Annotated in this window: 13 protein-coding genes; 9 read left to right on the top strand and 4 right to left on the bottom strand. The window is 52.8% G+C overall.

Translation table 11 applies throughout. From position 1 onward, the window contains the following. Positions 1-6 precede the first annotated feature (6 nt). Positions 7-603, top strand: a complete 597-nt coding sequence (locus tag DW757_RS09765; protein ID WP_008397653.1) for a xanthine phosphoribosyltransferase — start codon at positions 7-9, stop codon at positions 601-603. A 14-nt stretch (positions 604-617) separates the two neighbouring features. Beyond that, positions 618-1,412: an HAD family hydrolase gene (locus DW757_RS09760; RefSeq protein WP_118751610.1), complete on the top strand. Its 795-nt coding sequence runs from the start codon at positions 618-620 to the stop codon at positions 1,410-1,412. 196 nt (positions 1,413-1,608) lie between these two features. Here DW757_RS09760 and DW757_RS09755 read toward each other — a convergent pair whose 3' ends face one another. Next, positions 1,609-2,814, bottom strand: coding sequence for a hypothetical protein (locus DW757_RS09755; RefSeq protein ID WP_243033568.1), 1,206 nt, complete (start codon positions 2,812-2,814; stop codon positions 1,609-1,611). A 189-nt stretch (positions 2,815-3,003) separates the two neighbouring features. Here DW757_RS09755 and DW757_RS09750 point away from each other — a divergent pair, with 189 nt between their 5' ends. From DW757_RS09750 to DW757_RS09740, 3 genes are all read left to right on the top strand, one after another. After that, a complete protein-coding gene (locus DW757_RS09750; RefSeq protein WP_118751608.1) occupies positions 3,004-4,521 on the top strand; it encodes a sugar ABC transporter ATP-binding protein in 1,518 nt (505 codons plus the stop codon). Beyond that, positions 4,505-5,500 (top strand): ABC transporter permease, encoded by a 996-nt coding sequence (locus tag DW757_RS09745; protein WP_118751607.1) that lies wholly within the window; start codon positions 4,505-4,507, stop codon positions 5,498-5,500. Before DW757_RS09750 ends, DW757_RS09745 begins: the two co-directional genes overlap by 17 nt. A gap of 159 nt (positions 5,501-5,659) precedes the next feature. Beyond that, complete coding sequence (locus DW757_RS09740) at positions 5,660-6,724, top strand: arabinose ABC transporter substrate-binding protein (RefSeq protein ID WP_118751606.1); 1,065 nt, start codon at positions 5,660-5,662, stop codon at positions 6,722-6,724. 122 nt (positions 6,725-6,846) lie between these two features. Here the strand turns inward: DW757_RS09740 and DW757_RS09735 are convergent, their stop codons facing one another. Then, positions 6,847-7,692, bottom strand: coding sequence for an AraC family transcriptional regulator (locus tag DW757_RS09735; RefSeq protein ID WP_118751605.1), 846 nt, complete (start codon positions 7,690-7,692; stop codon positions 6,847-6,849). A 285-nt stretch (positions 7,693-7,977) separates the two neighbouring features. On the opposite strand from DW757_RS09735, the gene DW757_RS09730 reads away from it, so the two are divergent. Further along, positions 7,978-11,370 carry a DUF5107 domain-containing protein gene (locus tag DW757_RS09730; RefSeq protein WP_347559981.1) on the top strand — a complete coding sequence of 1,131 codons (3,393 nt, stop codon included), beginning with the start codon at positions 7,978-7,980 and terminating at the stop codon, positions 11,368-11,370. A gap of 255 nt (positions 11,371-11,625) precedes the next feature. Further along, the gene (locus tag DW757_RS09725; RefSeq protein ID WP_118751604.1) at positions 11,626-12,687 is read left to right on the top strand and encodes a nucleoside hydrolase; all 1,062 of its coding nucleotides are present in this window, start codon (positions 11,626-11,628) and stop codon (positions 12,685-12,687) included. A 161-nt stretch (positions 12,688-12,848) separates the two neighbouring features. On the opposite strand, the gene hutI is transcribed toward DW757_RS09725, so the two are convergent. Further along, positions 12,849-14,174, bottom strand: a complete 1,326-nt coding sequence (gene hutI / locus DW757_RS09720; protein ID WP_021966089.1) for an imidazolonepropionase — start codon at positions 14,172-14,174, stop codon at positions 12,849-12,851. Between the two features lie 83 nt (positions 14,175-14,257). Next, positions 14,258-16,282 (bottom strand): urocanate hydratase, encoded by a 2,025-nt coding sequence (locus DW757_RS09715; RefSeq protein WP_087382464.1) that lies wholly within the window; start codon positions 16,280-16,282, stop codon positions 14,258-14,260. A gap of 264 nt (positions 16,283-16,546) precedes the next feature. Between DW757_RS09715 and DW757_RS09710 the strand changes: the two genes are divergently transcribed. Together DW757_RS09710 and hutH are read left to right on the top strand one after the other, a co-directional pair. After that, on the top strand, positions 16,547-19,621 hold the full coding sequence (locus tag DW757_RS09710) for an AAA family ATPase (protein ID WP_118751603.1): 3,075 nt from the start codon (positions 16,547-16,549) through the stop codon (positions 19,619-19,621). Positions 19,622-19,713: 92 nt separating this feature from the next. Beyond that, positions 19,714-21,246 (top strand): histidine ammonia-lyase, encoded by a 1,533-nt coding sequence (hutH, locus tag DW757_RS09705; RefSeq protein WP_015573500.1) that lies wholly within the window; start codon positions 19,714-19,716, stop codon positions 21,244-21,246. The last annotated feature ends 111 nt before the right edge of the window (positions 21,247-21,357 follow it).

The following is a 21,357-nucleotide window of genomic DNA, read 5'->3' as shown; positions in this document are numbered from 1 at the left end:
TAGGAAATGCAGATTTTATACGATAGAATCCGCAGGGATGGAGTGGTGAGAGCAGGAAATGTTCTGAAGGTGGACCGCTTCCTGAATCATCAGATGGATATTGAGCTGTTTAAGGAGATCGGAAAGGAGTTCAAGCGCCGCTTTGCCGATGTGGAGGTGAACAAAATCCTGACCATTGAGGCCTCCGGTATAGGAATTGCCTGCATTGTGGCACAGTATTTCAATGTGCCGGTGGTTTTTGCCAAGAAGACAAAGACGAAGAATATTGCCGGGGACGTCTATACGACGAAAGTGGAGTCCTTTACCCACGGAACCGTGTACGACATTATCGTGTCCAAGGAGTTTCTGGGAAAGGGAGATAAGGTGCTTGTCATCGACGACTTTCTGGCAAAGGGCAAGGCCCTTGACGGGCTGACCACCCTTATCCAGAACTCAGGGGCAGAGCTGGTGGGAGCCGGAATTGTGATCGAAAAGGGCTTCCAGTGCGGAGGAGATATTATCAGGAAGAAGGGGATTCGTCTGGAATCGCTGGCCATTGTGGACAGCATGGATGAAAAGACGGGTGAAATTGTGTTCCGGGGCGAGAAGAAAAACGCAGAATAGAGGAAACACAGAGAATGGGAAACAGAAAAGCACTCTTTTTTGACATTGACGGAACCCTGTTCAGTGAGACGGACAGGAACGTGCCTGAGAGCGCGTCCAGAGCGCTTGAGAAAGCTAGAAGCAGGGGCCATCTGGTCTTTGTGAACACCGGGAGAACCTGGTGTGAGACGGAGCAGATAAGAACGCTTGTGGATGTGGACGGCTGGCTCTGCGGCTGCGGAACCTACATTGTGGCCGAGGGTTCCGTGCTCTATGACAGAAGGATCCCGAAGGAGAGAGGCGAGGAGATCAAGGCCGCCGTGATCCGGTGCGGCCTTGACGGAGTTCTCGAGGGGGTGGAGGCCTGCTACATGCAGAAGGCGCCTTCCCCCATGAAGAAAGTGGAGGACTGCAGGAAAGGGTTCATGGCTATGGGGATTATTTCCGACTATACCTGGGATGATACCTGCTATGACTTTTCGAAATTCTGTCTCATGACAGACGAGAACAGCCGGATGGACGAGCTGAAAAAGGAGATCGGCCGGGATATGGAGATCATTGACCGGGGAGATGACTTTTTTGAGATTGTTCCAAAGGGCCATTCCAAGGCCACGGCCATCGAGATGATCTTAAAGCGCTTCGGCCTTGAGAGGGAGGATGCCTGGGTATTCGGCGACAGCATGAATGACCTGCCCATGTTCCAGTATGCCCTCAACAAGGTTCTGATGGGAAAGCATGACAGAGGGCTGGAGCCCTATGCGGCCTTTGTCACAAAGACCGTGGAGGAGGACGGAATTGCCTACGCCATGGAAACTCTGGGACTGATTTAGCAGTTCAGGCAGAAGTATGACAGAACAGGAAATGACGGAAATGGAAATATGTGCCTGGAAAACAGATAAAACAGATAAGTGAGAAAGAAGAGCCTGAGCAGCTTCTGCCAGGCTCTTTTTCTGCTGGCGGGGGTATTTCTGCCTCTGCACACCACAGAGAAGGAAGATGCAAAGAGGAGGGAAGACGGGGGACGGCTCAGAATTCCAGGCGGTATTCAATCAGCCTGGAGAAAATCTCCCCTTTCTCCGTGAACCGCACAGGGAAAAAGTTCTGGTTTGGGGCATCCGGGATATCCTGGGCCTCCAGGGCGATGGCGCATCCGGGGAAGGTGCGGTCCGGCAGCTGTAAGCCGCAGGTAGCGCTGTCTTCTCCTGTGCCTTTGCAGGCATGGGAAAGAGGGAAGGAGCTGTCTATAAAGCCTCCGGTGTACACCACAAGGCAGGGGGCGTCAGTCAGAAGGCGCAGCCGGATGCTGCCGTCCTCTGATTCCAGAATCGCTGCCTGGGAAAGTTCGCGGCAGCCGCAGGAGGGGAGCGGCGAGGGCCTGTCCAGAATGAAGGCGTGGTTATATCCCTTTGCCCACTGAAGCTGAGGATCGCCGCAGTGGCGTTTCAGCATATCGGCCACCAGCGCAGGCTGTCTGAAGTCGAAGGCAGTCTGGTCCACACAGTGTATGGATTCCGGAATATGCTCCTTTGTGTTGAAGGCCACCCGGGAAGCCGGAATGGTCAGACGCTGAAGGAGTCCGCCGGGACAGAGACGGCCGGCAAGGGAAGAGGCGCCGGCGCCCGGGGAGCCGTCAGAGGCCTTCTTACTGCAGGCCCAGTTCAGATTAAAGTAAGTATGGCCGGACAGGTTAAAAAACGTATCTCTGTCAGAGACGGCGGTGAGGCAGAGAGAGAGGATTTTCCCTCTCAGGGTGTAGACTGCCCGGAACTGGCGGCTGCCGGGATAGCCGTCTGTCTGATCGGGAAGAGATACAGAGAAAACAAGGATTCCTCCGTCCGTCGTTTTCTGACAGGCTTCTGTATTCCACAGCAGCCGGGACAGGCCGTGCTCTCCTCCGTGGAGGTGGTGCCGCCCTCCGTCGTTTCTGGTCAGGCTGAAGCAGGTGCCCCGGATGGGAAGACGGCCTTCCTGAATCCTTCCGGCAGCCGGTCCGAGAACTGCCCCGGCGTGAAGCGGATTGCCCGGATAGTCGCCTGCAGACAGAAATCCCAGGGCAATATTTTGAAATGATTCACCGGTTTTGTTTATATAAATACCGCAGACAGCAGCTCCGGCATCTGTGAATACAGCCTTTACCTTGCTGTTTTCAAGTGTGTACAGGTGAGGGAAAATTGTCGCTGGTTGTTGAAAATATACAGGTTTTTTGTCTTTTGCCTTGTCTGATTGATACATATTTATCAATTTGTTCATCTCCCATCTAAAAGAAGTATCTATAATGTATAATAAAATCCCGTATTTCACAATATAATTATGGAATACAGCAATTTTTAACAACTAATCAGCAATTTATGAGAATGAAAATGTATACCTGTTTTTGTATAATGGGTTCATGAAAGTTGACGAAAAAAGAGGAGGGTATTTATGAGAGATTCAGTAGAATTTGTAAGTATCACGAAATACTTTCCGGGAGTTAAGGCGCTTGAGGATATCTGCTTTAAGGTTGAGAGCGGCGAGGTGCTGGCCTTTATGGGTGAGAACGGGGCTGGCAAGTCCACGCTCTTAAAAATTCTGAACGGCGATTACCAGGCCACGTCAGGAAAATATCTGATCAATGGAGAGGAAAAGCATTTTTCGCAGCCCAGCGAGGCGATTGAAGCAGGAATCAGTGTAATTTACCAGGAAAGACAGATTCTGATGGATCTGTCGGTGGCTGAAAATATTTTTCTGGGAAGGCTTCCGGCGGGCCGGTTTGGTTACATAAACATGAAGGAGGCATACCGGCGCACCCAGGAAATCATCGACGATTTCGGACTCAATATGAAGCCCACGGATATGGTAAAGGATTTGAGCATTGCCTATCAGCAGATGGTGGAGATCATGAAGGCCTACAGCCGTGAGAATCTGAAGCTGATTGCCTTTGACGAGCCCACGGCGAGTCTGAGTGATTCGGAGATCGAGAGCTTGTTCCGGATTATCAGAAAGCTGAAATCAGAAGGAAAAATGATTATCTACGTGTCCCACCGAATGAAGGAGATTCAGGAAATCACAGACAAAATTGCGATTTTTAAGGACGGGCGCTACATGGGAACCTACGGAACCCATGAGATTACCGAGGAGGAGCTGATCCGGAAGATGGTAGGCCGCAACCTAGGAGACGTATACAACAGCCTGGACAGAAATAAGGAGATAGGGGACGTACTGCTGGAGGTAAAGGACTTAAAGACAGACTACGTGAAAGGAGTTTCCTTTACCCTTCACAAAGGCGAGGTTCTCGGATTTTCCGGACTTGTAGGGGCAGGCCGTACGGAGACGATGCGGGGAATCATTGGAGCCGACCGGATGACCGGCGGGGAGATTTTCCTGGAAGGGAAAAAGATAGTGAATCATTCCCCCAGCGATGCCATGGAAAACGGAATCGTCCTGGTTCCGGAGGACAGAAAGACCCAGGGAATCCTGGCCAACCTGGGAGTTGGGGAAAATATTACCATCGGCTCTCTGAAGCACAACGCCTCCAGATTCGGCATCCTGAACCGCAAAAAAGAGCAGGAGATGGAGCAGAAGGGAATTGCTGATTTCAAGATCAAGACGCCCAACGCGGAGAAAAAGATTGTAGAGCTGTCAGGAGGAAACCAGCAGAAGGCCATCGTAGCCCGCTGGATGGCTACAAATCCCAAGGTTCTGATTCTGGACGAGCCTACGAAGGGAATCGACATCGGAGCAAAATCAGAGTTCTATAATATGATCTGTGAGTTTGCGAAACAGGGGCTGGGCGTGATCCTGATCTCCTCTGAGCTTCCGGAGGTAATGGGACTTTCTGACCGGATTATCGTAATGAAGGGAAGAAAGATCTCAGGCGAGATCAGGCGGGAGGACGCGACAGAGGAGAATCTTCTGAGCCTTGCGATGATAGGAGGAAAAACAGATGGAAAAGAAGAATAAGGGGCTTAGGATTAACGGAAGTATTCTCGTTCTGCTGTGTGCCCTGGTACTGGTAGTTGTAATTTTCACATCCTTAAATCCAAACTTTTTAAGCTACGCAAACATGATTAATATTCTGGTGGCTGCAAGTCTTGTAGGCCTGGTAGCCATCGGAGAAACGTATCTGATTATTGCGGGACTGAACGATTTGTCTCCTGGTTCCGTGGCAGCCTTTTCCGGCGTTCTGGCAGCGCTTCTGGTATCGAAAATGATGCTTCCGTTCCCGGCAGCTGTGGTACTTACCCTGATAGTGGCCATGTCGGCAGGTCTGTTCAACGCATGGATGGTCAGCTACATCAAGCTGGAGCCGTTCATCGCCACACTGGTAACGCAGGCAATTTTCAGAGGCTTTGCCTACATACTCTGTGACGGAAAGCCTGTAGCTGTTTCCGATCCGGCCTTTATTGAGCTCGGAAAAATGAGAATCGGAGGAAGCCAGGGAATCCCGCTGACCGTTATTATCCTGGTGCTGGCTTTTATTATCTTCGGCTTCATTCTTGCCAAGACCACCTTCGGACGAAGCATCTATGCCATTGGCGGAAACAGGGATGCTGCAAGACTGGCAGGTCTTAAGCCGAGAAAGATTATTTTTATCAGCTATCTGATGATGGCATGTCTCTGTGCAGTAGGCGGTATTATCCTGGCAGCCCGTATGAATTCGGGACAGCCGGCAGCCTGCATCAACCTGGAGTTTGACGCCATCACAGCCGTTATCCTGGGCGGTGTCAGCTTCTCCGGAGGCGTGGGAAACATGGGAGGAACTCTCCTCGGTGTGATTCTGCTTCAGGCCTTTAATACAGGTCTTACCATGGTAGGCGTGCCCACCTTCTGGCAGTACGTGGCAAGAGGCTCCCTGCTCTTAATCGCCCTGACCATTGACTTTATCAGAAAGAGAAACAGAGAGAAGAAGCTCCTGGCAGACAGCATGAAGAATTTATAGGTTTGGGCTCGAAGGAGAAGAGACGACTCAGAACGGGATGCAGACAGCATCGTCAAAGGAAATTTACGCTCCCTGACAGGGGAGATGTAAAATAAAAGAAATCAAAGAGTCCGGTCCTCTTTTGCTGGAGGACCGGAAAGAGAGAAGGAGGAAGTAGAAATGAAAAAAGTATTGGCAGCGACACTGGCGGTATGCATGGGACTTTCCCTGACAGCATGCTCAGGCGGAGAGACATCTGCTCCGGCAGAGACAACAAAGGCAGCAGAGGAGTCAGGAGCAGCAGAGGCAGCTTCTGAGGAGGGAAAAGAGGCAGCAGCAGACAACGATTTCCTGGTATACGGAATCTACAAGGCAGGCGATCAGTCCTGGTTCATCAATGAGGGAAATGCAGCGAAGGCAAAAGTTGAGGAATTAGGCGGACAGTTCGTGTACTGCGATGCACAGATGAATCCGGAGACATGTTTAAAATATGTGGATACAGCTATTGCAGAGGGAGCAGACGGAATTGTCATCTGCGTTCCGGACCAGACTATGTCCCAGGCTGTAGTGGACAAGTGCAGCGAGGCCGGAATTCCTGTAGTGGCAGCCGACGATGCCCTGGAAGTAAACGGCGAGAAGATTGCTCCATGGGTAGGCATCGATGGATACAATATCGGTGCTGCCAACGGCGAGTGGATGGGAAATTACGCTAAGGAAAACAACCTGATCGACGATGAGGAGTGCGGAGTAATGTTCTTAACCATGGATACAGTTTCCAGCTGCGTTCCGAGAACTGAGGGCGAGAAGGACAAGTTCTTTGAGGTGACAGGCTTTGATGAGAGCCGCGTATTCTACGCTGACAATGACGGTACGACTGATAAGGGAAATCAGGCAGCTACAGCCGTTATCACAGCAAATCCGCAGATTAAGAAATGGCTTGTAATGTCCGCAAACGAGGAGAGCGCTATGGGAGCCGTACGTGCTCTTGAGACAGCCGGACTGGACAAGGATTCCTGCGTAATCGGTCTTGGCGCATACCTGGCCAAGGACGAGTGGAATGCAGGCAAGGACGTATGCATGAAGGCTTCCTGCTACTTCTCTGAGACAGCTATCGGCGGAACCTCTGTAGAGCTTCTGTACGACTATGTAAAGAACGGAACAGAGATGGAGATGGAAACAGCCGTTCCGGCAACTGTCTGCACACCGGACAACTACAAGGAAGTAATGGGAGAGGCCGCAAACTAGGAAACAGAGAAAAATATCTTTGTTGACATAATGTGACGGCAGATATCAGATAAGAACAGGAGAAGAGCGGCGGATACCAAGGCTCTTCTCCTGTTTTATTTGATGGATAGATAGGTTCAGCATTATTTTTCATTCTGGTTGTACCGGTATCTGGTGGGGGTCACTTTGCAGATTCGCTTAAAGGTGGAGCAGAAGCTGCTCTCGCTGGAAAAGCCGCTGTTGTAGCAGATCTCCTTGATGGGGAAGCTGCTGCTTTTGAGGTAAAATTTGGCGATATTAATGCGGGCGTGGATGACGTACTCATGGGGAGTGTACCCGGTTTCCTGCTTAAACAGGCGGGTGAAGTAGTAGGGGCTCAGCCCCACGCGGCCTGCCAGCTCCTCCAGGCTCAGCTGTCCGGTAATATTGTTGCTGATATAGGAGATGGTGTCCTCGATGATGCCTGAGTACCGGTCGCCGCAGGTAAAATCCTGGGAAACCAGGATTTCTGTGAGAAGCTGAACCAGATATTTGGAGCACAGGGCCTCGTTTACGTTGGAGGAGGACAGCATGGAGATCAGCTTGTCCAGGAGCTTTTCAAAGGACAGCAGATTTTTTACATCTGCCACATGGCCGAGGCTCTGGTGGATCAGGGAAATATACTGCCTGCTGGTAGCCCCATCGAAATGCACCCAGAAAATCTCAAGGTCTCCTGTGGCATAGTAGACATGGGGCTTATAGCAGTCTACCAGCACAGCCTGGCCGTCATGGAAGGGGAAGGATGCGCCGTCTGCCTCCAGGCAGCCAGAGCCCTTTTTCACATAGATGAGCAGATAGCTGTCGTAATTGGTGCGGGAGACATAGTATCCGGGCGTGCAGTAATAATGGCCTGCACAGAGAGGATAGAAGAATGCCTCTCTGGCCTGGCCGGTGGCAGTGTAGAAATAGACATTGGATTCGGGCAGGCACCCGTTGTCAAATGGCTTCATGTAACAGTCCTCCTCCACAAAAAACTTAAATTGCACATGAAAAAAATTATAGTGATAATTATAAATAAAGTCAATAAATATCAGGGATTTAATTAAAAATACTGATAAGCCTTTCTGAAAAATATTACAGCAAGATTTATAAATAACAGAGCAAAGGAAAGCAATGATAAACAGGGGGAGAACAGCTAAAATAGAGGAAAGAAACAGGCCGGACAGTCCAGGGAAGGAATCTCAGGAAATGGGGAGGGCTGGGAACCGGCATCAGGCAATAAGGAGGGATTCAAGATGGAGAAGATGGAAGCGGTAAGAGTCTGGGAGGAGACAGTAGTCATTCCTACCTACGGAATCGGAGCTCCCAATAAAAATCCGATTTTTTCGGAAAAACGTGTTTATCAGGGAAGTTCAGGAAAGGTTTATCCTTATCCTGTAGTGGAAAAAATTTACGATGAAAAGAAGGATAAAGAATATAAGGCAGTCTTTCTGGAAAATCAGTATCTGAAAGTTATGATTCTGCCGGAGCTGGGAGGCCGTATCCAGAGAGCCTACGACAAGACGAACGGATATGACTTTGTCTACTACAATCACGTAATCAAGCCGGCTCTGGTAGGACTTACCGGTCCATGGATTTCAGGAGGAATTGAGTTTAACTGGCCCCAGCACCACAGGCCCACAACCTTCCTTCCCGTAGACTACCTGCTTAGCGAAAATGAGGACGGAAGCAAAACCGTCATGGTCAATGACGTGGATCAGATGTATGGGACAAAGGGAATCGCATCCTTTACGCTTTATCCGGACAGGGCCTACATAGAAATCCGGGGTCAGCTTTACAACCGGACGCCGATGCCCCAGACCTTCTTATGGTGGGCAAATCCGGCTGTCCCGGTGAATGACAACACCCAGTCGATTTTCCCGCCGGACGTTCACGCTGTCATGGATCACGGCAAGAGAGACGTTTCCCGTTTCCCTATTGCCACAGGCGTATACTATAAGCAGGATTACAGCGAGGGCGTGGATATTTCCAGATATAAAAATATTCCGGTTCCCACCTCCTATATGGCAGAAAAGTCAGACTTTGACTTTGTGGGGGGATATGACTACGGCGTAGAAGCGGGAATCCTTCATGTGGCCGATCACCATATCTCTCCGGGAAAGAAACAGTGGACCTGGGGCTGCGGAGACTTTGGAAAGGCCTGGGATCGAAATCTGACAGACGAGGACGGCCCTTATGTGGAGCTGATGACAGGTGTGTTCACAGACAACCAGCCGGATTTTACCTGGCTGAAGCCTTTTGAGGAAAAGACCTTTAAACAGTATTTCATGCCCTACAAGGCAGTGGGAGCAGTAAAGAACGCTTCCGTTGACGCTGCCATGAACCTGGAGCTTTCCTGCGAGGCAGGCGCTGAGGCAGGAAATGTAAGAGAGGGCTCAGGAAAGACGGCTCACATCTGCATCTATGCCACCTCCCTGAGAGAGCATGCCCATGTGGTGCTTCGCAGGAAGGGAGAGATTATCTTTGAGGAGACGGCCCGGATTTCTCCGGTGGATATTTACAGAAATACAGTAGAGGCCGGAATGGGAGAAGATACGGACTTTACTCTGGAGCTGCACAGCGGGGAGCCGGAGGGAAGAGGACGCCTGCTTCTTTCCTATACGCCTCTTGCAGAGGAGATCCCGGAGCTTCCAAAGCCTGCTGAGGCCGCAAAGGATCCGGAGGAGATCCAGACCTGCGAGGAGCTCTACCTGACAGGACTTCACATTGAGCAGTACCGCCATGCCACCTATCTGCCGGATCCCTACTATCTGGAGGGACTTAAGAGAGATCCCGGCGATATCCGCCTGAACACTGCCTACGGCTCCCTTCTCCTTTCAAGAGGCTGCTTTGAGGAGAGCGAGAAGTATTTCAGAAAAGCCTTAAAGAGGATGACCTGGAAGAATCCGAATCCTTACGAGAGCGAGGCCTACTATAAGCTGGGACTTTCCCTCTTCTACCAGGACAGAAAGGAAGAGGCCTTTGACGCATTCTACAAGGCAACCTGGTCCAATGAGCAGCAGGAGATGAGCTTCTACTTCCTGGCAGCTATCGCAGCGGGCCGGGGCGACTATGCCCAGGCCCTGGAATTTGTGGACAAGGGCCTTGTAAAGAACTGGCATAATGTAAAGGCCAGAGGGCTGAAGGCAGCCGTCCTCAGAAAGCTGGGACAGCTTTCGGCAGCTGAAAAGCAGGTGGAGGAGAACCTCTCGATCGATCCCTTTGACTATGTGTCCCGGTTCGAGGGATACTTTATCTCCCTGGAAAAGTGTGGAGGGGAGGCAGAACAGGAAGAAGAGAGCAAAGCTTCAGAGCTGCTTCTGAGCCAGACGGAGCAGCTGATGAGAGGATTCCACGAAAATTATCTCCAGACTGCAAGGGACTATGCAGAAGGTGGATTTCTGGAGGAGGCAGTTTTCGTGCTGAGGAGATGCCGGGAGTCAAAGCCGATGCTGAAATACTATGAGGCCAGCTACCTGGATCGAATGGGAGAGACAGAGGAGGCCAGGAAAGCGGTCAGGGAGGCAGAAAAAGCGGATCCCTACTGCTGTTTCCCGAATAAGCTGGAGGATATCCCGGTTCTTATAAAGGCTCAGGAACTGGATAATGGCTGTGCGAAGGCTCCCTACTATCTGGGCTGCCTGTGGTATGACAAAAAGCAGTATGAGGCTGCCAGAGCCTGCTTCGAGCGGTCGGCAGAGGCAGACAGCTCATTCCCCACTGTGTGGAGAAACCTTTCCTTCGTCTACTACAATAAGATGGGAGAGAAGGAGAAGGCCAGAGAGGCCCTGGAGAAGGCATTCGAGCTTGATACCAGCGATTCCAGAGTATTCCTGGAGCTTGATCAGCTTCACAAGAAGCTGGGCTGGACAGCCCAGGAGCGTCTGGCAGAATATGAGAAGTACCGCAGCACCTTTATGCAGAGGGATGACCTGTACATTGAATATGTGACCCTTAAAAACTTTACCGGATGCCATCAGGAGGCATACCAGCTTCTTCTGGAAAGACATCTCCACCCGTGGGAGGGCGGCGAAGGCAAGGCCACGACCCAGTACGCCACAGCCCTTCTGGAGCTGGGCAAGGAGGCCCTCAGAAAGAATCAGCCTGAGGAGGCTGCAGATTACCTGAAAAAGGCTATGGTATATCCGGAAAACCTGGGAGAAGGAAAGCTGGAGGGAACGAAGGACAACCATATCTGGTACTATCTGGGACTTTCCTATGAAGCGATGGGGGAGAAGGAAAAGGCCACAGAGTGCTTTGAGAAGGCAGTCACAGGAACAGATGAACCGGCGGGAATGATGTACTATAATGATCAGCCGGCGGATATGATCCTCTATCAGGGACTTGCCCTCTACAAGCTGGGAAAGAAAGCAGCAGGAAATGCGCGGTTATACCGCCTGATTGACTACGGCGAGCAGCATATGAGAGACGAGGTGAAGGTGGGATATTTTGCAGTATCCCTTCCGGATTTCCTGATCTTTAATGAGGACTGGACCAGGAGAAACAAGGCTCACTGCTATTTCCTGATCGGACTTGGAAATCTGGGACTTGGAAACAGCCAAAAGGCCAGGGAGTGCTTTGAGAAGGCCCTCTCTCTGGACGGCTTCCACTTAAACTGCCGTCTTTTATTAAACGGACTTCAATCATAAGATAAGCGGCTGAAACAGGCTGACAGGGGCCGGGTATCCCATGAGGGTACCCGGCCTCTTTGGCGTCAGAGAATCAGGGCGAGGACCTGAAACGACAGTTGTTTCGAGGAAGAAGGCATAGTAAAATAGGACCATAAAACAGGTTCAGAGTCCGGAAACGGCACAGGGCCTTTGAGACAAAGACGGAAACAGACGAAGACCCGCGGGATTTTAGCGCATTTCGTCAGACAGCAGAACAGACTGGGAGGAACATACATGAGATACCTGATTCTTGATACAGACACAGGAGTGGATGACGCCCTTGCCATCCTCTACGCTCTGGGACTTGAGGCCAGGGGAGTGTGCAGGCTGGTTGGAGTGACCTGCACCTTTGGAAATGTGGAGGTGGAGACAGCGGTGAAAAACAGCCGCGCTGTCCTTGATTTTCTGGGGCGCAGGGATATTCCCGTATTCGGGGGGAATAACCGGCTGTTCGGAAGCGGCGAGGAGTTCGTACAGCGGCCTATCTGCAGGATTGTCCACGGGGAAAACGGCCTTGGAAATGTGGATATCCCCATGCCCCAGGAGAAAACGGTGGATAAAGATGAAAATGTGAAAGAGAAAGGGGATAAAGGAGCTTCAGATTATAAAAGAGCGTTAGACTATGAAGCAGGCTGCGGGGAATCCGAAGCGGTCCGCTTTCTCACGGAGATGGCGGAGCTTTACGGGGAGAGGCTGACGGTGATCGCCACAGCATCCATGACCAACATGGCCGAGTGGATACAGGCCCACAGAGAGGCAGCTCTCAGGACGGGGACCATCGCCGTCATGGGGGGAGCCCTGACGGTTCCGGGAAATGTGAATCCCTTTGCCGAGGCCAATATCCTGGCAGACCCGGAGGCGGCAAAATTCCTGTTTGAGAGCGGGCTTTCCTTTACGATGACAGGGCTTGACGTGACTCTTAAGACAAACAGAAGGGCAGACCAGATGGAGGAGAAGACAGGCAGGTGGAGAGAGGAGGGAGGTGCCTGCGGAAAGGTCTTTGCCGATATGCTGAGCTACTACTGCACCAATGAGGCGCCTTCGAATGGAAAAAAGGAGGGGGCCATTCACGACCCCATGGCAGTTGCCGCTGTGTTCAGAAGCCAGCTCTTCCATATTCTGGAGATGAATCTGACTGTGGAGACAGAAGGGCCGTCGAGGGGGCGGACAATCGGCGACCTGAAACGTCTGCGGGACAGGGTAAAAACAGCCCGCGTGTGCGTAGATGTGGATGAGGAGCAGTTCCTGAACGAATTTGCTGAGGTGTGTCTGGGAGCCTTCCCTAAGTGTGATTAGAAGGCCGCAGACTTCTGAAAGCGTATCTGTGGCAGGAAGGATCTGCAAAGGGGGCAGCCTGCTTTGTGTGCAGTCTGCCCCCTGCTCTCTTCCTGTTTTCTTTCGATTCTGGTTCTTTGCTGTTTTTCTTCCGGTTCGTTATCGTTTTTCAGCCAGTTCGTTTACAAGTTCTTCAGCCAGTTTTTCGAGAGAATGATTCTGCCCTTTTTTATTACGGTTTCCACCTGATTGATGGCGGTGTGGTAAGGCAGATAGGTGATGGAGGGGTATTTCATAATCAGCAGGTCGGCCTGCTTTCCCGCCTCAATACTACCGATGGTTTCCGCCCGTCCCAGAGCCGCCGCGCCGTTGATGGTGAGGGCGGTGATCACTTCCTCGATGGACATATCCATATAGATGCAGCCGAGGGCGATCAGAAGGGGAATGGAGTTGGTAAAGCAGCTTCCAGGGTTCAGGTCAGAGGCCAGAGCCACTGCGCAGCCGCTGTCGATCATTTTTCGTGCCGGGGCGTACTCCTCCTTCAGGCAGAATGCAGTGGCAGGCAGAAGGGTGCTGATGACGCCGCGCTCTGCCATCTGGCGGATGCCCGCATCGGATGCCTTGAGGAGATGATCCGCAGAAACGGCTCCCACCCGCGCGGCCAGCTCCGCCCCGCCCAGGGGGTACATCTCATCGGCGTGGATCTTAAGTTTAAAGCCCATGTCTTTTGCCCGGGTCAGATAATACTCGGAATCCTCCAGGGAGAACACGCCCTTCTCGCAGAAAATATCTGCAAATTCTGCCAGATTTTCCCTGCGCACAGCAGGCATGACATCCTGAAGCATCCGGTCGAGAAATTCCCTCTCCTTTCCCTTATATTCGGGAAGCACACTGTGAGGACCCAAAAAGGTGGATACAATGTCCACCGGATGGCGCCTGTCCAGTTCCCCCATGACACGAAGCTGCTTGAGCTCTGTGTCGAAATCCATTCCATAGCCGCTCTTGCCCTCAACGGTGGTGACGCCGAATTCTGCCATCCGGTTCAGCCGATCCATGCCGGCAGTGATGAGCTCCTCCTCGGAGGCAGTCCTGGTAGGCTCGATGGTGGCGTTGATGCCGCCTCCCCGCTCCATGATCGACATGTAGCTGTCGCCCTTTAAGCGCCAGGAAAATTCATCGGCACGGTATCCGCCGAAAATAAAGTGGGTGTGGGAGTCCACAAAGCCGGGGAGGAGAGTTTTCCGGAAGGCATTGATAACGGAAAGAGGGCGGCCCCCCCAGGCTGTCTCTTCTGTCTCCTTCCGGTCAAGGGCATGGCTCTCCTCCTCGGAAAGTCCCAGCATCCGGTCTAACTGCCCTGTCTCTCCCACAGCGGTGATCCGGCCGTCCTCCACGAGAACTGCCCCGTCGTGAATCAGGCCGATGTCGGCCATTTCCTTTCCGCGCTTTTGAGTCCTGCCGCTGCAGGAGGCCAGCTCTGAGGCGCGGCGAATGTAAAGTCTGTTCATATCTTTCTATCCCATCCTGTCTGTACTGTCTGAAGCAGCTTTCAAGCGGCGCATGGACTCTGCACCGCTTAAAAGCCATACCGCTATTTCTTTACCGCGTTCTCATAAGCCCTCTCGATCAGCCCGTCGTCGGCGATGTAAGGCATGGTGATCACGTCGCTTCCCTTTCTCAGGGTGTTGTATTCTGCAACGGTCTCGATGGAGTGCTCATTTCTCGCCCAGCTTCTCCTGGAAACGCCCACCATGGTATCCCACGGGATCGCCTCCCGGATAATGGCATCCGTTTCCGGTGTGCCGTCGAGAACCAGGCCGAAGCCGCCGTTTATAGCCTTTCCGATTCCCGTTCCGCCTCCGTTGTGGAGAGCCACCAGGCTCATGCCTCTGGCTGCGTTTCCCGCATAGCACTGAACTGCCATGTCAGCCGTTAAGTTGGAGCCGTCATAAATGTTTGAAGTCTCACGGTAGGGGGAGTCTGTTCCTCCGGTGTCGTGGTGGTCACGGCCCAGCATGACAGGGCCGATTTCCCCGTTTCTGACCATCTCGTTGAATTTGAGGGCAATATCTCTTCTGCCGAAGGCATCCTGGTAGAGGATGCGGCACTGGGTTCCCACAACCAGCCTGTTTTTCTCGGCATCCCGTATCCAGATCCAGTTATCCTTGTCCTGAGGCCTTCTGTTGGGGTTGATGATTTCCATAGCTGCGTGGTCTGTCTTTACCAGATCCTCATGCCTGCCGGACAGACAGCACCAGCGGAACGGGCCGTACCCGTAGTCAAACAGCTCCGGTCCCATAATGTCCTCCACATAGGACGGGAAGATAAAGCCCTCGCTGGTGTCTGTGCCGTTTTTGGCTATATCCTTTGCGCCGGCGTCGAATACGGCTTTCATGAAGGAATTGCCGTAGTCGAAGAAGTAGGCGCCCCGCTCTACCAGAATTTTGATCAGATGAAAATGCTTAACCAGGGAGGCATTGACAAGCTCAGCGAAATGCTCCTTGTCGTGGGCCAGCATCTCGGTTCTCTCCTCGAAGCTCAGTCCCTGGGGGCAGTAGCCGCCGTCGTAGGGCACATGGCAGCTGGTCTGGTCGGAGAGCAGCTCGATTTTAATATTGTGATCCACGGCATACTGGAGAAGATCCACAATATTTCCGTGGTAGGCGATGGAGATGGTCTCCTTCCTTGCCATATAGTCGGCGGCCAGCCGGTAGGCCTCCTCGGCGCTGTCCGTAATCAGGCTCACCCAGCCCTGGCTGTGCCTTGTCTCGATCCGTGAGTAGTCTACCTCGGCGATGATTCCTACGCCTCTGGCGATCTCAATGGCCTTTGGCTGAGCGCCGCTCATGCCGCCCAGGCCGCTTGTGACAAACAGATGGCCCGCCAGATCTCCGTCGTGGGGGACGCCCAGGAACTTGCGCCCTGCATTTAAAATCGTATTAAAGGTTCCGTGTACGATGCCCTGGGGGCCGATGTACATCCAGCCTCCGGCTGTCATCTGGCCGTAGGAGGAGCAGCCCATGGCTGTGGCCTTGGCCCAGGCCTCCGGGTTGTCGCCCTCACCGACCATGAGGCCGTTGGTGATAATGACTCTGGGGCTGGATTTGTGGGATTTAAAAAGGCCCAGGGGATGGCCGGACATGACCACCAGAGTCTGCTCGTCGGTGAGCAGCTCCAGATATTTTTTGATCAGCTGGTACTGCATCCAGTTCTGGCATACCTGTCCCGTTTCACCGTATGTGACCAGCTCATAAGGATAGAGGGCAACCTCGTGATCCAGGTTGTTGTCAATCATTACCTGAAAGGCTTTGCCCTGTACGCAGTTTCCCCTGTACTCGTCAATGGGCTTTCCGTAGATTCTCTCCTTGGGCATAAAGCGGTAGCCGTAGATGCGGCCTCTGGTCAGAAGCTCTTCCATAAATTCCGGAGCGAGGGCCTCGTGGAGCTCCTCCGGCACATAGCGCAGGGCATTTTTCACGGCCAGTTTGATTTCACGTTCATTTAAAGTAAGCTCCCGCATGGGGGCGCGGCGGATTCCCTCCTTGAAAACCGGATATTCCGGGAGGACTGGATCCAGTTTGACTGTCATGGCTGCACCGATCTCTTTGTTGTTCATATCCTCATCCCTTCCTTGAAAATAATATTCTGATTTTATTATAGCCTCAGATGGTCAAAAAAACGTCGAAGTGGAAAATCCGATCAGAAATTTTTTCTGCTGCACCACAAGGTGAATGAGAAAGAAAACGGGAATGACGCCAGGGCTCAGTCTCGTTGACATAGCAGAAGCAGGTGGGTTATACTTAGTAAATAGTATGGACAGGGGAGAAGGAGCCTGGAGAGAAGGGCAGGGGCCCCTGCAGAGGGCAGCCGGGAGAGGAAAATGAAGGAAATTTCAGTACATCTGTTGGGGAATCCGGAGATTTGGGCCGGAGGAGAAAAGATCAGCTTTCCCTATAAAAAGGCGGAGGCTTTTTTCTATTATCTGTGTGTGAAGAAGAAGGTGAGCAGGGAGGAAGTGATCTGCCTTCTGTGGGGGGATGAGGACGAGACAACGGGAAAGAAAAAACTGAGGGATGCAGTCTATCAGGTGAAGCGGATCCTGGGAAAGGAGGTACTTTTCACCTGGGGCCATACGGAAATTGCCCTGAACCCGGAGTTCCCCCTGAAAACGGACTGGGATGAAGCTTCCGAAAACGGAGAGGGCCTGTGGGGCGCCGGGTTTCTGGAACATTTCTATATTAAAAACTGTTATGAGTTTGAGGAGTGGACCCAGGAGGTGCGGCGGCGGCTCTCGGAGAAGCAGGCTCAGCTTGCAAGGGAGAGACTTAAGGAGGCAGCCGGCAGGAATGATGCTGCCATGCTTCAGAAATACGGAAATATTCTCCTGTCAGGGGATCCCTATAATGAGGAGCTCTACTTTGAACTGATGAATCTGTACGCTCAGAATGGAAGCTATACTATGGCAATCCGCCTCTACAGTGATCTTCAGAAACTGCTTTTGGAGGAGCTGGACGAGAAGCCGTCGAGAAGGCTGACAGAGCTGTTTCACCGCATTTACACCATGAAGGAGGCTGTGAGCTGTGAGGGGGCCATGGCAGAGCTTCCCTTTGTGGGAAGGAAGCGGGAGCTGTACAGGGTGAATTGTTTCCTGGCTGAAGAGGGCGTGGAAACAGAATCGGCGAAGTCTGTGGGCTGCATGGCAGTGAGCGGCGAAAACGGCTCAGGGAAAACAGCCTTTCTGGAGCAGGGAGCCCGCCTGGCGGCAGGAAACGGAATGCTTGTTCTGAAATCCTCCTGCTATAAGCAGGGGGAGGAATTTTATCTGAGCCCATGGAACGATATATTCCAGGAGCTGTACCAGCTGGTGGCAAAGGACGGGGAGGCAAAGGAAGAGGGAAAAGCCGGAGGGGAGAGCCGGCGGGAGGAGCTTAAAAAGAACCTCTCCTGCTTCCTGAACGGCTCCGGCGGTGAGGAAGTGTCGAGGATGACGTACCCTATGGTCGAGAAGCTGGCCCTTGACCTTCTGGAATTTCTGACAGAAAAGAGCAGAATCCTTCTGGTTTTCGATGATATTCAGTGGATGGATTCTATGAGCTGCCAGCTTCTCAACCGTCTGCTGCACCTTCTGGGAAGAGAGAAGCTGCTTCTTCTGTGCAGCATGAGCAGGGAGGAGGAGGCCAGGGCAATGGGGGCTCTGGAGCCGGTTCTTCTGCGGGACGGCGTGGAGATCCTAAGGCTCAGCCCGTTCACCAGGGAGGAGACCGACGAGCTGATCCGAAAATACCTTCCCGAACTTTCCGGCGAGGAGGAAAAAAAGGCGGAAATCTACCGGGCCACAGACGGAAACGCCTTTTTCCTGAAGGAGCTTCTGAACCTGATTCGGGAAAAGGGCTATACCCTGGAAAAATCCAGAAGAACCAATTATGTGATTCAGGCCCGGCTTTCCGGACTTTCGGCCCGGGAGAGGGACGTGCTGGGAGCCATGTCTGTGTTTCCGGAGAAGGCGGGAGTGGAGGAGCTGGAGCTGCTTTTGCCGGATACAGACAGGCTGTCCCTCCTTCGGGTTCTGGAAAGCCTTCAGGAGAGGTTCCTGATCCGGGAGGTACTGGTGGGATGGAATGTCCACTATCAGTTTGTGCACCGGGTGTTTCAGGAGTACGTCTGTGAGCGCCAGAGCAATGGAAAGCGCATGCTGTACCACCAGATGCTGGCAGCCTGCTATGAGGAGGCTGCGGCTCAGAACAGGCGGGCAGCCCTCCTTCCCCTTGTTATCTACCACTATGAGCACTGCCACAACCAGATCAAGGCCTGCCAGTACAGGATCGAGTGGCTGAAGGAATATTACACTCTGATCAACGAAAATTTTCCGGTGCTTCACTGGTCACTCTCTGATCTGGATGAAAGCCTCCGGGTGACGCCGCCGGCTGACGAGATGATCCGTCTGGCCGGGGAGCTTGTGGGGCTTGAGGGAAATACGGAGGAGATCCGGCGGATGAAGCTGGAAATGAACTATATCAGGGGGCGGTATGACATTGCCCATGGAAACTACAGCCAGGGGTTATCCCATATTGAGGAGGGGATCCGCCTGTCCAGGGAGCTTTCGGATCAGAGGATGCTTCTGTCCTGCTACAAGCAGCAGATATTTTACGGAATCCAGGTGGAGGATCTGGAGCGGGTGGAAACCTATACAGAGATTGGCCTTTCTCTGGCAGCAGAGGGACTGGACCGTGAGGAGAGGCTTTCGGCAGAGCAGTGGATTGAGCAGGGCCCTTCAGACACCGGACAGAGTCCGGAGGATATTTCTCCTGGAAAGGGCGGGATGCCGGGATGGGCCAAAGGCACAGGGACAGAGGAGAAGAGGAGGAGAGAATGCCTGGAGGAATTCGGAACCTTTCTCCGTCTGAGGGGCTGGTATAATCTTCACACAGGTCAGTACGGGAGAGCGGAGCGGGCGCTTCGCCTGGCCGGCGCAGTGTTTGAGGGACTCGGGAATGAGTACGGAGCCGGTCAGGCCGCCTGCCTGAATTACATTGGAGACGTGTACCGCCTGAGAGGGCAGCCGGATAGGGCGGTCTCCTTCTACAAAGAAGCCATAGGCCTGGTAGAAAAGGAGCCTGTGATCATCGGGCTGGGACAGTTCTACGCAAATACGGGCCAGGCCCTTTACCAGTCAGGAGATAAGGAAGGGGCGGAACAATACCTGAAAATGGCCGCCAGCTATCTGAGAAAGAATGGCTGTATCTGGGGGCTTGAACGGGTAGAGGCCTGCCTGGCGCTCCTGTTTCTGGAACAGGGAGATCCTGAGAGGGCAAAGGAACATTACCGGACAGGGCGGGAGCTCTCCGACAAAATCAGAAACCCTCAGACCCGGAAAATTCTGGAAACCGTCGGACTGCGCCTGAAGGAGGAAGAGAAAAAGACCGAGGGAAAGGAAGGAAAAAAGACTGCACTGTAAGGGGGGTCCCTTACATAGACGGTTTTTGGACGTTTCGTTTATTATAATCATAACAGAAATAGGGAAATACATAAAAGGAGTGGGCTTGTATTATGAGTAAAGTTCTGATTACAGGAGAGGATTTGACAGTTGAGGAGATAGTGGCAGTCTGCCGTCAGGAGGCTCTGGTAGAGCTTTCCGATGAGGCCAAGGAGAATGTGAGAGCGTCCAGAAAGATTGTGGACGATTTGATTGCCGAGGAGAAGGTGGTCTACGGGATCACCACAGGATTTGGAAAATTCAGCGACGTGGTAATTTCACAGGATCAGTGCAAGGAGCTGCAGAAAAATCTGATTATCACCCACGCAGTCGGCGCAGGAGAGCCGTTTTCCAGGGATATTGCGAGAGGGATCATGCTGCTTCGCATCAACAACCTTTCCAAGGGATTTTCCGGCATCCGCCTGGAAACGCTTCAGACTATGGTGGACATGCTGAATAAGGGTGTGACTCCGGTGATCCCTGAGAAGGGCTCTCTGGGCGCTTCCGGCGATCTGGCACCCCTCTCTCACATGGTGCTGCCAATGATCGGTCTGGGGCTGGCAGAGTACCAGGGAGAGGTGCTTCCCGGAAAGGAGGCCATGGATCGGGCAGGCATCCCGGTGATTGAGCTTTCCGCCAAGGAGGGGCTTGCCCTCAACAACGGGACGCAGGCCATGACGAGCGCAGGTTCCCTGGCTCTCTACGATGCCATTTGCCTGTTGAAGGTGGCGGACATCGCGGCAGCTCTCAGCTTTGAGGCTCAGAATGGGGTGGTGGACGCGCTGGATCCGAGAGTTCACAAGGTCCGCCCTCACAAAGGTCAGATGGCTACGGCGAGAAATCTTCTCACTCTTTTGGAGGGAAGCAAAAATACCACAAGACAGGGGCAGATCCGCGTGCAGGATGCCTATTCCCTGCGCTGCTGTCCGCAGATTCACGGCGCCAGCAAGGATGCGGTAAACTATGTGAGAGACAAGGTGGATATTGAGATTAACTCGGTGACAGACAACCCGCTCATCTTTCAGGACGACCATGCGGGGATTTCCGGCGGCAACTTCCACGGACAGCCCATGGCTTTGAGCTTCGACTTTCTGGGAATCGCCGAGTCAGAGCTGGCCGATGTGTCTGAGCGGAGAATCGAGCGTCTGGTGAATCCGGCCTACAGCGGCCTTCCGGCCTTCCTGACGCCAAACGGAGGCGTCTGCTCCGGATTTATGATTGTGCAGTACTCGGCGGCGGCGCTGGTGTCAGAGAACAAGGTTCTGGCCCATCCGGCCAGCGTGGACAGCATCCCGTCCTCAGCAGGGCAGGAGGATCACGTGAGCATGGGAACCATCGCTGCCAGAAAGGCAGGGGAGATCGGTGCCAATGTGCGCAGAGTCCTCGCTATGGAGCTGATGGTAGCCTGCCAGGGAATCGATATGAGGGGCAATAAGGGGCTTGGAAAAGGAACCCAGGCAGCCTATGACCTGGTGCGCAAAGAGGTGGCCAGACTGGAGGAAGACCGGGAGCTTTACGGCGATATTAACTACTGTGAGGAGATTATCAGGAACGGAAGCCTGATCAGGGCAGTTGAGGCGGCCATCGGGAAAGAGATTGAGGTATAAAAAAAGGCGGTTTATCTGCCGGCCCTGCAGAGAGCAGCAGGGTGTGGCAGAATAAAATAAGAATAGAAATAAGAATACAAATAAGAAAGGTATCACAGGCAGTTTGGTCCG

This window comes from Clostridium sp. AM29-11AC (assembly GCF_003480545.1).
Taxonomy (GTDB): Bacteria; Bacillota; Clostridia; order Lachnospirales; family Lachnospiraceae; genus Otoolea; species Otoolea saccharolyticum_A.
Note: the sequence above shows the minus strand (reverse complement) of the source record. Positions and strands in the feature narration are given on the sequence as shown.

Bases quoted from the DNA above. Each gene is read 5' to 3' on its own strand.
- DW757_RS09725 (WP_118751604.1), top strand. From the start codon at position 11,626: ATGAGATACCTGATTCTTGATACAGACACAGGAGTGGATGACGCCCTT.
- DW757_RS09750 (WP_118751608.1), top strand. From the start codon at position 3,004: ATGAGAGATTCAGTAGAATTTGTAAGTATCACGAAATACTTTCCGGGA.
- DW757_RS09765 (WP_008397653.1), top strand. From the start codon at position 7: ATGCAGATTTTATACGATAGAATCCGCAGGGATGGAGTGGTGAGAGCA.
- DW757_RS09710 (WP_118751603.1), top strand. From the start codon at position 16,547: ATGAAGGAAATTTCAGTACATCTGTTGGGGAATCCGGAGATTTGGGCC.
- DW757_RS09740 (WP_118751606.1), top strand. From the start codon at position 5,660: ATGAAAAAAGTATTGGCAGCGACACTGGCGGTATGCATGGGACTTTCC.
- DW757_RS09745 (WP_118751607.1), top strand. From the start codon at position 4,505: ATGGAAAAGAAGAATAAGGGGCTTAGGATTAACGGAAGTATTCTCGTT.
- hutI (WP_021966089.1), bottom strand. From the start codon at position 14,174: ATGAACAGACTTTACATTCGCCGCGCCTCAGAGCTGGCCTCCTGCAGC.
- DW757_RS09735 (WP_118751605.1), bottom strand. From the start codon at position 7,692: ATGAAGCCATTTGACAACGGGTGCCTGCCCGAATCCAATGTCTATTTC.
- hutH (WP_015573500.1), top strand. From the start codon at position 19,714: ATGAGTAAAGTTCTGATTACAGGAGAGGATTTGACAGTTGAGGAGATA.
- DW757_RS09755 (WP_243033568.1), bottom strand. From the start codon at position 2,814: ATGTATCAATCAGACAAGGCAAAAGACAAAAAACCTGTATATTTTCAA.
- DW757_RS09730 (WP_347559981.1), top strand. From the start codon at position 7,978: ATGGAGAAGATGGAAGCGGTAAGAGTCTGGGAGGAGACAGTAGTCATT.
- DW757_RS09715 (WP_087382464.1), bottom strand. From the start codon at position 16,282: ATGAACAACAAAGAGATCGGTGCAGCCATGACAGTCAAACTGGATCCA.
- DW757_RS09760 (WP_118751610.1), top strand. From the start codon at position 618: ATGGGAAACAGAAAAGCACTCTTTTTTGACATTGACGGAACCCTGTTC.